Source organism: Rubellimicrobium rubrum, from assembly GCF_006152115.1.
Taxonomy (GTDB): domain Bacteria; phylum Pseudomonadota; class Alphaproteobacteria; order Rhodobacterales; family Rhodobacteraceae; genus Rubellimicrobium; species Rubellimicrobium rubrum.
Window position 1 is genome coordinate 363,403 of record NZ_VDFU01000001.1, and the last position, 11,840, is coordinate 375,242.

General features: G+C 66.1%; 11 protein-coding genes and 5 pseudogenes. 14 read left to right on the forward strand and 2 right to left on the reverse strand.

Annotation, left to right across the window (positions count from 1 at the left end):
• The first annotated feature begins 26 nt into the window (after nucleotides 1-26).
• The 3 genes from FHG66_RS01725 to FHG66_RS01735 are packed head-to-tail and all read left to right on the forward strand — an operon-like array spanning nucleotide 27 to nucleotide 3,229.
• The gene (locus FHG66_RS01725; protein ID WP_139074955.1) at nucleotides 27-1,238 is read left to right on the forward strand and encodes an aldose 1-epimerase family protein; all 1,212 of its coding nucleotides are present in this window, start codon (nucleotides 27-29) and stop codon (nucleotides 1,236-1,238) included.
• A complete protein-coding gene (locus tag FHG66_RS01730; protein ID WP_139074956.1) occupies nucleotides 1,235-2,380 on the forward strand; it encodes a fatty acid desaturase family protein in 1,146 nt (381 codons plus the stop codon). The genes FHG66_RS01725 and FHG66_RS01730 overlap by 4 nt, the downstream gene beginning before the upstream one ends.
• A 27-nt stretch (nucleotides 2,381-2,407) precedes the next feature.
• A complete protein-coding gene (locus tag FHG66_RS01735; protein WP_246082415.1) occupies nucleotides 2,408-3,229 on the forward strand; it encodes a 3-methyl-2-oxobutanoate hydroxymethyltransferase in 822 nt (273 codons plus the stop codon).
• Nucleotides 3,230-3,356: 127 nt separating this feature from the next.
• On the opposite strand, the pseudogene FHG66_RS22095 reads toward FHG66_RS01735, so the two are convergent.
• Nucleotides 3,357-3,578 (reverse strand): annotated as a pseudogene (locus tag FHG66_RS22095) (IS6 family transposase); the annotation flags it as partial.
• 139 nt (nucleotides 3,579-3,717) lie between these two features.
• Between FHG66_RS22095 and FHG66_RS01745 the strand changes: the two are divergent.
• From FHG66_RS01745 to FHG66_RS01765, 10 genes and pseudogenes are all read left to right on the forward strand, one after another.
• Nucleotides 3,718-4,773 (forward strand): DUF3616 domain-containing protein, encoded by a 1,056-nt coding sequence (locus FHG66_RS01745; RefSeq protein WP_139074958.1) that lies wholly within the window; start codon nucleotides 3,718-3,720, stop codon nucleotides 4,771-4,773.
• 646 nt (nucleotides 4,774-5,419) lie between these two features.
• Nucleotides 5,420-5,551, forward strand: a pseudogene (locus FHG66_RS22735) (SgcQ protein); the annotation flags it as partial.
• Between the two features lie 80 nt (nucleotides 5,552-5,631).
• Nucleotides 5,632-5,997: a BtpA/SgcQ family protein gene (locus tag FHG66_RS22740; RefSeq protein WP_342777471.1), complete on the forward strand. Its 366-nt coding sequence runs from the start codon at nucleotides 5,632-5,634 to the stop codon at nucleotides 5,995-5,997.
• Nucleotides 5,994-6,194 (forward strand): hypothetical protein, encoded by a 201-nt coding sequence (locus tag FHG66_RS21835; protein WP_218013770.1) that lies wholly within the window; start codon nucleotides 5,994-5,996, stop codon nucleotides 6,192-6,194. Before FHG66_RS22740 ends, FHG66_RS21835 begins: the two co-directional genes overlap by 4 nt.
• A gap of 77 nt (nucleotides 6,195-6,271) precedes the next feature.
• Nucleotides 6,272-6,508 (forward strand): annotated as a pseudogene (locus FHG66_RS22820) (M42 family peptidase); the annotation flags it as partial.
• Between the two features lie 61 nt (nucleotides 6,509-6,569).
• Nucleotides 6,570-7,076 carry a zinc-binding metallopeptidase family protein gene (locus FHG66_RS22585; RefSeq protein WP_218013771.1) on the forward strand — a complete coding sequence of 169 codons (507 nt, stop codon included), beginning with the start codon at nucleotides 6,570-6,572 and terminating at the stop codon, nucleotides 7,074-7,076.
• On the forward strand, nucleotides 7,069-7,710 hold the full coding sequence (locus FHG66_RS22105; RefSeq protein WP_246082416.1) for an FGGY family carbohydrate kinase: 642 nt from the start codon (nucleotides 7,069-7,071) through the stop codon (nucleotides 7,708-7,710). The genes FHG66_RS22585 and FHG66_RS22105 overlap by 8 nt, the downstream gene beginning before the upstream one ends.
• Nucleotides 7,711-7,789: 79 nt before the next feature.
• Nucleotides 7,790-8,038, forward strand: a complete 249-nt coding sequence (locus FHG66_RS22110; RefSeq protein WP_246082417.1) for a hypothetical protein — start codon at nucleotides 7,790-7,792, stop codon at nucleotides 8,036-8,038.
• Nucleotides 8,039-8,080: 42 nt separating this feature from the next.
• A pseudogene (locus FHG66_RS22115) lies at nucleotides 8,081-8,254 on the forward strand (FGGY-family carbohydrate kinase); the annotation flags it as partial.
• Between the two features lie 803 nt (nucleotides 8,255-9,057).
• A complete protein-coding gene (locus FHG66_RS01765; protein ID WP_176556080.1) occupies nucleotides 9,058-9,687 on the forward strand; it encodes a VanZ family protein in 630 nt (209 codons plus the stop codon).
• 466 nt (nucleotides 9,688-10,153) lie between these two features.
• Here FHG66_RS01765 and FHG66_RS01770 read toward each other — a convergent pair whose 3' ends face one another.
• Nucleotides 10,154-11,116 (reverse strand): aldo/keto reductase, encoded by a 963-nt coding sequence (locus FHG66_RS01770; RefSeq protein ID WP_139074960.1) that lies wholly within the window; start codon nucleotides 11,114-11,116, stop codon nucleotides 10,154-10,156.
• Nucleotides 11,117-11,393: 277 nt separating this feature from the next.
• On the opposite strand from FHG66_RS01770, the pseudogene FHG66_RS01775 reads away from it, so the two are divergent.
• A pseudogene (locus tag FHG66_RS01775) lies at nucleotides 11,394-11,840 on the forward strand (IS5 family transposase); the annotation flags it as partial.

Below are 11,840 nucleotides of genomic sequence, written 5' to 3' on the forward strand. Positions count from 1 at the left end.
CCGCCCCCAACACCTGCGAGATCCCGATGCCTGACCTTTACGGCCGCACCCTGTCCCGACGCGATCTGGCCGCCTATACCGGGTCACTGTCGGCCTACGGCGGCGTGCGGCTGTTCACGCTGGGCGACGGGGCCGAGCGGGGCGTGCGGATGCTGGAGTTCCGGACGGGGACGGGCTTGCGCTTCACCGTCGCACTTGACCGCGCGATGGACATCGTGGAGGTCGAGCACAAGGGCCGGTCCATCGGCTGGCACTCCCCCGCCGGGTTGCGCCACCCCGGCCTGCACGACCCCGAGGGCGAGCAGGGGCTGGCCTTCGCGCGCTCCTTCACGGGGTTCCTCGTGACCTGCGGACTCGACCACATCCTCGGGCCCGAGGAGGTCCCGGCCGACAGCTACAACTACCCCGGCAAGACGACCATCCGCCATGTCCTCCACGGGCGCGTCACAGCCATCCCCGCGCGGCTCATCGGCTACGGCGAGCGGTGGGAGGGTAATCGCTGCATCCTCTGGGCCGAGGGGGTCGTGAGGCAGTCTGCCGTCTTCGGCGAGAACCTGCACCTTCATCGCCATATCGAAGCCGACTTGGGGGGTGACGAGATCCGCCTTTCTGACCGCGTGGTGAACGAAGGCTTCCTCAGGACGCCGCACATGTTCTTCTACCACGTCAACGTGGGGCACCCGGTGCTGGAGGAGGGCAGCCGCTACCTCGCGCCGATCCGCGACGTGGTCTGGGCCGCCCATGCCGCTCGCTACCGCGACCAGGGCGTGGGCTACAGGACCGCCCCGGCCCCCATTCTCGATTTCGTGGAACAGGTCTGGCAGCACGAGATGGCGGCCGACCCCGCTGGCGAGGTGCCGGTGGCCCTGGTCAACGACCGCCTCGGGTTCGGGATCGAGGTCGCGACGCGCAAGGACCAGCTTCCCTGCGCCTACCAGTGGCAGAACTTCCAGGCGGGCAGCTATGCCCTTGGGATCGAGCCCTCCACGCACCATGTCCTGGGCGACAACGCCGCGCGCGAGCGGGGCGAGATGATCTGGCTCGGCCCCCAGGAGGCCCGCGACTATCAGGCCCGCTTCCGCGTCCTCGACGGCGCGCAGGCCATCGCCGCCACCGAGGCGCGCATCACCGCCATCGCCGCCCAGCCCGACCACAACTTCCCCGAGCCCTCGGGGCGCTTCCGTCCCCTTCGCCCCACGACGCCCCAAGACCTCACGACAGAGGAGGTTCCCTCATGACCAGCATTCCGTCCCCCACCCCGCCCCGCTCTCACCGCCCGCTGTCCGATTATGCCCTGACGGGGGACGCCTCCCGCCGGGCGGTCGAGATGGGACTTTCGGCGGCCGAGTGGTACCACACCGAAGTGCCGCGCAAGGTCATGAAGGAGTTGATGACCCGCACCGACGGCCCGGCGATCCGCGACACGGCGATCTGGATCGTGCTGCACATCCTGACCGCCGCGGGGGGCATCTACTTCTGGGGCACCCTCTGGTGCGTCCCCTTCTGGATCGCCTACGGCGTCCTCTACGGCTCGGCCTGCGACTCGCGCTGGCACGAATGCGGACACGGCACGGCCTTTCGCACGGGCTGGATGAACGACGCGGTTTATCACATCGCCAGCTTCCAGGTGATGCGGAACCCGGTGAACTGGCGCTGGAGCCACGCGCGCCACCACACCGACACCATCATCGTCGGCCGCGACGCCGAGATCGCTTGGATGCACCCCGTCCGCTTAAGCCTCAAGGCGCTGGCCTATGTGGGCATCGTCGACGCCTGGCAGTCCTTCAAGGTCATCTGGCGCAACGCGCGCGGCGAGATCACTGGCGAGGAGAAGGACTACATCCCCGAAACCGAATGGCCCAAGGTCATCTACTGGGCGCGCGTCCACATGACGATCTATGGTCTCACCGCGCTCGTGGCCCTGGGGATGCTCCTGGGCGGGATGGGGTGGAAGTCGATCATCCCCTTCATGGTGATCGGCCTGCCGCGCCTTTTCGGCTGCTGGCACATGGTGATGACCGGCCTCCTCCAGCACGGCGGGCTGGCCGAGGACGTGCTCGACCACCGGCTTAACAGCCGGACGGTCTATATGAACCCGATCAGCCGCTGGATTTATTGGAACATGAACTACCACGTGGAGCACCACATGTTCCCCATGGTGCCCTACCACGCGCTGCCCCGCCTCCACGAGATCATCAAGCACGACCTGCCCACGCCGAACCCCTCGATCTGGGCGGCCTACCGCGAGATGTTCGGGGCCGTCATGCGCCAGCGCCGCGAGCCCGGCTACTACCTCCAGCGCGAGTTGCCGCCCACCGCGCGGCCTTACAAGGTCGAGCTTCATGACGCCCGCGCAGTGCCCGAGCGCGCACCGGCCTGACCCCCCTCGGACCTCATGGGACAGATGATGCGAAGAAAGCCGACCGTCGCCGACCTCCGGGCCCTCAAGGGGCGGCGCCAGCTCACCATGTTGCGCTACTTCAGCCTGGAGGAGGCCGGGGCCGCCGAACAGGCGGGGATCGACATCGCCTCGGTCCCGCCCGAGATCGCGGCCGATCCTCGCCACCGCGAGGTGGCACCCAGCATCTTCACCATGACCGGTCTCACGCATCTGGAGGCCGGCACGCCCGAGGACTATCTTCGCTGGTCGGGCGACGCGCTCCAGAAAGGCGCAGATGCCATCTATTGCTCGGGCAGCCTGCGGACGGTCGAGTACCTCGCCAGGGAGCACATCCCCGTAGTGGGCCACGTGGGCCTCGTCCCCTCGCGCGCGACCTGGACGGGCGGCTTCAAGGCCGTGGGCAAGACGGCCGAGGCGGCGCTGCGCCTCCTTGATGAGGTCAGGGCCTACGAAAGCGCTGGCACCTTTGCGGTGGAGATCGAGGTCGTGCCAGTCGAGGTCGCGACCGCCATCAGCGAGCGCGTAGGGATCCTCCTGTGGTCGATGGGCGCTGGCCCGGGCTGCGACGCACAATACCTCTTCGCCAACGACATCCTGGGCACCACCGAGGGCCACGTCCCCCGTCACGCCAAGCCGTACCGTGACTTCCGCGCCGAGTACGCCCGCCTGCAAGCCGAGCGCGTTGCCGCCTTCCGTGAGTTCATCGCTGACGTGGAAAGCGGCGCCTATCCCGAGGACCGGCATATCGTCCGCCTGCCCGACGACGAGATCGAGGCCTTCATGAACGGACTCGAGGAAAGGACAGTAGATGCAGATGCCGCAGGCTGAGAGGGCCTCGGGCGCGCGTCCGACCCCGTGGGTCCCGGGCCCTTCCCGCCCTGCGCCGCCTCGCGGGGGTGCTGTCAGACGGATGCGAACTTTGTCTCGCTTTCGACGGGTGTGCTCTGTCTGATGCGGCACAGCGCGCCCGCCACTGAGCAAGTGCGGCGGTCCGACTGGCCTTGTAGGTGTCTCGGCTGGAAAGGTCCCGGTCGGCCGCGAAGTGGTTGAGGACAGAAGAGTGAACTGAGACGAACTTCCGCAGCGTTTTCATTCTGCGGAACCGAAACATTGCGCGCTCACGCCGTCGAAATGGTTGGGGGAGGTTCTCGGCCCGGTTGTTGAGCCAGCGTCCGGTGATGCTCTAGCCGGTCACAGGGGAACTCAGCCCGCTTACGAAACGTAGAACATCGCTCTGTTTGGCCCTCTGCGCAGGAGGCCAGGAACTTGAGGTGCTCTCAGGTGGTTAGCAGGCCGTCACCGAGACGGGAGCGAGTATGGCAGAGTTTGAACCCAGTGCGACGGTCCGCCTGACGTTCGACAGCCAAGCCTCCACTCCCGGGGTCAAGGGTCCGCAGCATAACGCCTCCTGCGTCATCCACGCTGACGACACGCTGTTCCTGGCCTGCGACGAAGGCGCCACTCTGGAGCGGCTGCTCCGGCATGGCCAAGGCTTTGCCGGCCATCGCCGCATCCGACTGGGGGAGCTGATTGATCTGCCGGGCGGGTCGGACAGCGAGATGGACATCGAGGGCCTGTCCATCGAGGGCGACTGGTTGTGGGTGGTGGGTTCGCAGTCGCTCAAGCGCAAGAAGCTGCACGCGCGCGGACAGGCCGACGTCCCTTTGGCCAAGCTCGCCAGGGTGGACTGGCAGCCCAACCGGCAGTTCCTGGGCCGCTTCCCTCTCGTGCGGCACGAGGGCGGCCTCTGGCCGGTCGCGCAGGATGGCGAGCGACGGGCGATGCACCTGAAGTTCAGGGGCCGAGGGCAGCTGCGACGCTGGCTCGCCAAGGACCCTCATCTCGCGCCGTTCCTAGAGATCCCCTCCAAAGAGAACGGGCTTGACGTGGAGGGGATTGCCACGCGCGGCGACCGGGTCTGGTTGGGGCTCCGCGGCCCCGTCCTGGGGCGCCGAGCCGTGATCCTGGAGTTGGAGCTACGGCCGACCAGGAAGGGCCACCTGAAGGCCAGCCGCATTGATGGCCAGGCACGGCTGCGCAAGCACCTCGTCGACACCAACGGCGAGGGCATCCGAGACATGAAGTGGGACGGCGATGATCTTCTCCTCATCACCGGCCCGGTGCTTTCGGGCAGGGGCCCTACCTCTATCCGGCGCTTGCCCGGCTTTGCCCGTCAGCTCGAGCGCGGTGTCGTCGGACCCGAAGAGGTCACTCTGGCCTGCGACCTGCCCGACCGCGGGGAAGTGGACCATCCCGAAGGGCTCACGAGGTGGGACGGAACGGACTGGCTCGTAGTCCATGACAGCCCGGACCCCAAGCGGGTCAGCAATGAGCCGCCCTCCTTGGACGCGGAAGTCTGGACGCTGCGGTGAGTGGCAACGGCCGGAGCGGTGCGCACGAGCCTAGGCGCTGGGAGGCTCTGTCAGACTGATCAGTAGAGGCCGGCTCCTCCTGCCCTGCCCTGCGGGCGTCTGGGCATCAGATCAACGTAGCTTGGCTCAAATCCAAGGGGATCAACTGGGGACCCACCGACCGATCGCTCCGTCTGACTGCCACGCTGGTTTAGTCTGACAATGCCTACTCAAAGTGTCACGGTCAGGCCGATCACCTCTGGTAAGTTTTGAAGTAACGGAACGGGCTTGGCTTGGTCATGCCCCGAAGTGCAGCTGGCCACCTGCCCGGCTCAAGCCAAGTTTGGCTGACAGGGTCCCGTCTTGGCATGTTCGCACGTCTTTATGGCACCGTCGCCCGCTGCATCCCCCGTTCCGCCAAGCTGACATGTTAGTTGTTGCAGAGGAGGCAGGAAGAGAAATGACCGACGCCTTTCCCCGTGTGTTCAGATAGGCCAAGCCGGTCATTGCCATGGTTCACCTAGGCGCGCTGCCCGGAGCACCGCTCTGCGATGAGGCACTAGGGGTGGAAGGGCTGATCGACGGCGCCCGCGCCGACCTCCAGGCGCTCTAGGCCGCCGGCGTCGACGCCGTCATGTTCAGCACCGGGAACGACCGCCTCTACGGGATGGAGGTGGATACCGCCTCGACCGCCACGATGGCCTATGTCGTCGGCTGCCTGCGGCCCGAGATCACGGCTCCGTTCGGGGTCAATGTCCTGTGGAATCCAATGGCAACCGTGGCCCTCACCGCCGCTACCGGGGCTGCCTTCGTGCGCGAAATCTTCACCGGCACCTACGCCTCCGCCATAGGCATTTGCTCCCTGACGCGGGCGAGCCTATGCGCTACCGCAACCGGCTCGCCCGTCGCGACCTCGCCATGCTCTACAATATCTCGGCCGAGTTCGCGGACAGCCTCGACGGCCGTCCCCCGTCCGACCGCGCCCGCTCCGCCGTTCTCTCCTCGATCCCCGACGCAGTCCTCGTCTCGGGCCAGATCACCGGAGAGGCCGCGCGGATGGAGGATCTCGAAGCCGTCAAGCGGGTGCTACCGTCCACGGCTGTCCTCGCCAACACCGGCCTTGAGCACGACACCGTGGACGAGGTTCTGCGCATCGCGGACGGCTGCATGGTGGGTTCCGCGCTCAAGGTCGATGGTCACACCTGGAACGCAGTGGACCCGGAGAGCGTCAAGGCCGCCCGATGAGCCTCCGCGACGACTTCTCGGCGCGCTGCCTCCTCCCCGCCCTCTCGACCCACGATGAGACCGTCGCAGGTTGGCTTCGCGACCGTCTCTCGGACCTTGGACTGTCCTCACGCACGGACCGCCTGGCCAACCTGATCCTGACCCTTCCGGGCGAGCCTGACCGTTCTTCCGTCATGGTTTCTGCCTACATGGATTAGCTCGGCTTCTTCGTGCGCAAGGTCGAGCCGATGGACTTGTCCGGGTGGAGCGCATGGGCGGCGTGGCCGAGAAGGCGATGCTCGCGGGGGCCGTCCTCCTCTGCCCGCCCGGCCGCGATCCCGTTCCCGGCGTCATCATGACCAAGGCTCACCACGCGACCCAGCCGGGCGAGAGGTACAGGGTCCCCACCGCCTCCGAGATCTGCATCGACACCGGCCACGCATCCCGCACCGCCGTCGAGGCCGCCGGCACCCGCATCGGCACCCCGGTCGTCTACCATCCCCGTGTCCCGCCCCTCGCGAACGACCGCTTCGCCGGCACCGCCGTGGACGATCGCGCCGGCTGCGCCGTCCTCCTCGACGTGGCCCGCGCTGATGAACCGGCAGGGCGTCCCAACGGTTCACCTCGTCTGGTCCGTCCAGGAGGAGTTCAACCTGCGCGGCGCCGTCGTCGCAGCCCAGACCCTCAAGCCCGACGCCGCAATCCAGTTCGACCTCATGCTCGCCACCGACACGCCCGACATGGCCGACCGGGACGAGATGGCCGTGGGCAGCGGGCCTGGCACGAGCCTTTACTCCTTCCATGGGCGCGGCACCCTGAACGGCGTGACCCCACACCCTGCCCTCGTCAGCCTGATCGAGGACACCGCCGAGGCCGAGGGGATGCAGCTCCAGCGCTTCGCCCAAGTGGGCGTCCCCACGGACCTCTCCTCGGTCCAGATGGTCGGCGAGGACGCCGCCTCCATCGACCTCGGCTTCCCCATGCGACACTCCCACTCGGCGCTGGAGGTTTGCGACCGCCGCGACCTCAAGTCCCTCTCCCGCCTTCTTGTGGCGGCGCTGGACCGAATCGGACCGGACCTGAAGCTGGAGCGTGGTTGATGGCGATCACCATGGGCGTCGACATCGGCACCTTCGAGTCGAAGGGAGTCCTCGTCGACAACGGCCGCGTCCCGGCCTTGCCGAGCATCGACCGGAAGAGGACTGGCGGGACGCCGTCACCCACCTCTGCCGCGCTCTCCTTGCCAAGGTGCCGGGCGCCCAGGTCGAGGCCCTCGCCATCAGTGCCATCGGCCCGTGCTGCCTGCCCGTGGACGAGTCCGGCTCGCCCCTCCGCACCGGCATCCTCTACGGCGTGGACACCCGCGCCACCGCCGAGATTGCCGAGCTGAATGAGCGGCTCGGCAGGGAATACATCCTCGCCCTCGCCGGTGCCGCCCTCACCTCCCAGGCCGTAGGCCCCAAGATCCTTTGGCTCCAGCGCAACGAGCCCGGGGTTTGGTCCTGCACGGCGCGGCTGCACACCTCGACGAGCTTCATCCTCGAACGCCTGACGGGTGCCTTCGCGATGGACCACTACACCGCCGCGAGCTGGGCGCCCCTTTACGACATGGCGCGCCAAGCCTGGGCCGCAGACCTCCTAGGTATCCGCGAACCGCCTCAACTGCCCGATCTGGTCCGCCGAGATCGCCGGCTACGTCACTGCCGAGGCCGCCCATGCCACTGGCCTGCCTGAAGGCCTCCCCGCCACGACCGGAACCATCGACACGGCCGCTGAGGCGGTCTCGGTCGGCGTCCCCCGCCCGGGCGATCTGATGCTGATGTATGGCTCCACCGTCTTCGTCATCGAGATCACCTCAGGCCGCGTCACCGACCCGCGACCCTGGACCGCCCCTTGGCTCTTTCCGGGTCAGCATGCTGCCATGGCCGGCCTCGCAATCTCTGGCACTCTGACCCAGCGGTTCCGCGAGGTCGTGGCCCCGGGCCTCCATCGCGACACTGCCTTCGAGAGCCTTGCCCGAGAGGCCGAGACCTTACCACCCGGCGCGCGCGGCCTTCTCTGAATGCCCTACTTGTCGGGCGAGCGGACCCCGATCCATGACCCTATGGCGCGGGGCGTGTTCTTTGGCCTGAACCTCACCCACACGCGCGGGAACCCTTTCCGCCCCGCCCTTGAAAGCATCTCCGCCGCAACTCGCCAGATCGTAGAGGCCGGGGCGGCTCCGACCCGTGTCATAGCCGTGGGCGGCGGTACCAAGATGTCGCCTTGGCTCCAAGCTACGTCCGACATGACCGGCCTGCCACAGGAGCCTCGCTGCGTCACGCTTGGGGCCGCCTATGAGAATGGTTTTCTCGCCGCCCTCGCCCTTGGCGTGGCGCAGGCTGAGGACATCGACATTTGGAACCCGCCGGAGGGACCGTCGAACCTCGCGACGTCCCCGCCTACGCGAAGAGCTATCCCCTCTTCCGACGTCTCTACGAGCAGACCAAGGACCTTATGCACGAGTTACCGGCCTGACCGTCAGACAAAGAGGTCCGGCCGTTCCTTCCCCAGCCGCTCCACCTGCGCCACGACCCGCCGCAGTGCTTGGCGTTGGTCATTTCCAGGGCGGTAGGCCGAGATCGGAACTGGCACCACCCCTCCTCGCTGCAGTGTCAGAGAACATAGACCGAGGCGCCGCCTCAACCGCTCTGCCCTGCTTTCGTTCGGGCACAAGAGACAGGATCAGGGTTTTTTGGCACGTACCCAATAGGAGTTACCGGAAACAAACTGGCCGAGCGCCTCCGGACGCGACTATGCATACTTCCTCTGATTACGAGCTTCGTCGGGCTTTCTGCTCTTAGGGTACAACCTCTCCCCTGCTGCGGCCGGCTGTGTCCGCCTTGGTGATCTGCTCGCGACAGTAAGGTTTACAGCGCTGGGCCCGGTCGCGGGCGTGCTGGGTTCCGACCCGATCAGGACCCGGGCGGTTGTTCGGGTGGACGGCCCTCCCAGGCAAGTAAGCTGACCGGGCCCGGGGTGCGATCTTCGGCAGGGCTGGACTAGACCATCGTTCCCTTTCACAGGTGCGGCATGTACCCCATGCCCTTACCTCATTTGCTTGGCCTAGTCGCCTTGTCGGCGGTCCTCGGAACACTCGTGCTGGCTGCCCTGGGCTATGCTGGCGGCCTACGCGCGACCACGCGCCTCCTGCCTGTGCTCTTCGCCACACTATTCTTCCTGGCACTCACCCAGCTGCCCCTTCCCGACCCTTCGCTGTTGACAATCCAGTGCCCCCTCCTGGGCGCTCAGCCTAACTGGGTGCCCTTCTACACGGCCCAACAGGTCGTCACGGAGTGGCGAGAGTATTTGGCTCATCCTGACTGGATCCCTCTTCACCTCCTTTCCCTGGGGAGCGGCGAAGTCGAGATTTGGCGTCAGAGCCGAACCCTAGGCGCATTCCTGTTCGACACTTGGACCTTTTCGGCTGTCATGAACTACCTCGTTTGCATCCCCATTGGGGCATTTCTGCCCAGCCAGCGTCTGCGCTGGCGTGACACGGTGGTCCTGGGCTTTTTCCTTAGCCTTCTAATCGAGCTGACCCAGCTTACGGCAGCCTGGGGGCACTATCCTTGCGCTTACCGCAAGTTCGATATGGATGACCTCGTCCTGAACACCTTGGGCGTGACGCTCGGGTTCGCTGTTGCAAGGCGGTGGCTGCGACCAATGTAGGTCTCTGGCCTGCCTCCTGCCGAGCCGTGTCAAACCATTCACCAGAGGGCATCCCCCTCCGCCCTGCCCCCATCCGCTTCGACATGCAACCAGCGTCGCTCAGCTCAAAGCCAAGGTGGGCGCCAAGGGACCAGCCGACCAATCTGGTCCTGAACTGTTGACAGTTCTCTGCGACTGGAATTGCAATGCCCCTCTCAAGGAGGAGGTCCTCGACCTCTTGGACCAATCGAGCGAACCGCAGATAGAGCATCAGCGCCAAATGAATGCTTTCGCGGCTCGCGGAGACGTAGCGGGACCGGGCTGCGCTGGGTCATTCAAGCACCCTAGGCAGACCTCCTGCCCCGCTCCAACCAAGTTCGTCTGACAGGCCCGAGCCGAGATCATGGCCTCAGCGACGCAAGCAGCATCCGCCAAAGCAGGGCTCGTCTAACTCTTCTGGCCCAGGTAGCACATCGGCACCTGAGTATTAGCCCAGCTTGTAGTTCCGGTTAGCCTCCGGGTCCTCGGTCGAGAACGGGAATGTTTCGATCTCCTGCCACAGCTCCGCCGGGATCTCGACCGAGGCCCAGCCGAGCGTCTCGGCCACACGTTCGGGCTTGGTGACCCCGACAATCGTTGAGGCGATCCTTGGGTCCCGCATCGAGAACTGTAGCGCCGCCGCGCCTACCGGAACGCCGTAGCGGGCGCAGGTGGCTTCGATCCGGCGAACGGGCTCGAGTTGGGTCTCGCTAGCCACGGTGTAGGCGATCCGGGGCATCACGTCGCTGCCCTTGGCCAGTACGCCGCTCGCATAAGGCGCAGCGTTGAGGATCGCGATACCCTTGTCGAAAGCATAGTCGAACATCTCGTCCGCCGACCGGTTCAGGAGCGTGTAGCGGTTGTGACTGATGAGAACGTCAAAAGGCCAGTCCCGCAGCAGTGGCAGCATAATGTCGGTCTTACCCATGGCAAGACCGACAGCTTGGGCCAGGCCCTCTTCCTTCATACGAAAGAGCTCGTCCAGCGCCCCACCATGTCCGGTGATCTCGCCGATGTCGTGGGCGTGCTCGGGATCATGGAGGTGAAGCACTTGCACCCGGTCGAGGCCGAGGCGTCCTAGGCTTTCCTCAAGCGACCGGCGCGCGCGAGCGGCATCGAAGCGCCCCGTCTCTTCGTCGCGGTCGAGCTTGGTGGACAGCACAAACCCGTCGGGCAGCCCGCCGCGTTCTCGGATCACGGCCCCGACACGCTCCTCGCTGCGGCCCGACCCATAGTTGTTGGCCGTGTCGAGAAAATTGGCAGGACCGTCGAAGATCGCCCGGATCGTGGCACGGGCTCGCTCCTCTCCCACCTCATAGCCGTAAGTCTGGGGCATGTTGCCCAATCCAGAGGTGCCAAAGCAGATCTCAGTGACCCGCAAGCCAGTCTGTCCAAGTGGGCGGAGGTTCATCGGGAGTTCCTTGGTGAATGCTAGAAAAACAGTCCTGCGGCCGTGATGGCCGTGGCTGAGTGCGCCGGTCAAGTCCAGCACTCGATTGCCAGACCTGAATACGTACAGAGGAACCGGCGCTTATCCCTGTCTGTATTGCACCAAGGACATCGGAGTGTCGGGGGCTAGGGTCAGGACCTCCAAAGCCAATGAGCTTTGCGACTAAGGTCAGGACCTGTAGCAGCTCTCGTCTTTCAGCGGCTTAGCTGATTCATGCGGCCCGACTTCGGAGGGTGGGATTAGCGGACAGTTCTGGTTGACGGGTAAGCAGGTGGAGCGGCTTCGGCCGCACTTTCCCAAGGCTCGAGGCAAGCCGCGTGTCGATGATCGGCGGGTCTTGAGTGGGCTTCTTCACATCCTGCGCACTGGCCTGCGCTGGCAGGATGCGCCGGCCGGCTATGGGCCGCACAAGACGCTCTACAACCGCTTCGTGCGCTGGTCGCGGCTGGGCGTGTTTGCCCGGGTCTTCCGCGACTTGGCCCAGCTTGGCCGGGACGGCGAGACCCTGATGATGGACATCGAGCCGGTGGTGCGCCACTGGTCCGAGGACCGCCGGCGAGGGCACCTGAAGGCGCACCGCACGGCGGCCAGTCTCCGAAAAGGGAGGCGCGGCCGCGGGCCATCGGGCGCACCAAGGGCGGCCTGAACTCCAAGCAGCACATGGTCAGCGACGGACGCGGGCGGC

What these genes read in the sequence shown, in the direction of transcription:
- FHG66_RS01725 (WP_139074955.1), top strand. Translation starts at nt 27, where the DNA reads ATGCCTGACCTTTACGGCCGCACCCTGTCCCGACGCGATCTGGCCGCC.
- FHG66_RS01730 (WP_139074956.1), top strand. Translation starts at nt 1,235, where the DNA reads ATGACCAGCATTCCGTCCCCCACCCCGCCCCGCTCTCACCGCCCGCTG.
- FHG66_RS01735 (WP_246082415.1), top strand. Translation starts at nt 2,408, where the DNA reads ATGCGAAGAAAGCCGACCGTCGCCGACCTCCGGGCCCTCAAGGGGCGG.
- FHG66_RS01745 (WP_139074958.1), top strand. Translation starts at nt 3,718, where the DNA reads ATGGCAGAGTTTGAACCCAGTGCGACGGTCCGCCTGACGTTCGACAGC.
- FHG66_RS22740 (WP_342777471.1), top strand. Translation starts at nt 5,632, where the DNA reads ATGCGCTACCGCAACCGGCTCGCCCGTCGCGACCTCGCCATGCTCTAC.
- FHG66_RS21835 (WP_218013770.1), top strand. Translation starts at nt 5,994, where the DNA reads ATGAGCCTCCGCGACGACTTCTCGGCGCGCTGCCTCCTCCCCGCCCTC.
- FHG66_RS22585 (WP_218013771.1), top strand. Translation starts at nt 6,570, where the DNA reads ATGAACCGGCAGGGCGTCCCAACGGTTCACCTCGTCTGGTCCGTCCAG.
- FHG66_RS22110 (WP_246082417.1), top strand. Translation starts at nt 7,790, where the DNA reads ATGCTGATGTATGGCTCCACCGTCTTCGTCATCGAGATCACCTCAGGC.
- FHG66_RS01765 (WP_176556080.1), top strand. Translation starts at nt 9,058, where the DNA reads ATGCCCTTACCTCATTTGCTTGGCCTAGTCGCCTTGTCGGCGGTCCTC.
- FHG66_RS01770 (WP_139074960.1), bottom strand. Translation starts at nt 11,116, where the DNA reads ATGAACCTCCGCCCACTTGGACAGACTGGCTTGCGGGTCACTGAGATC.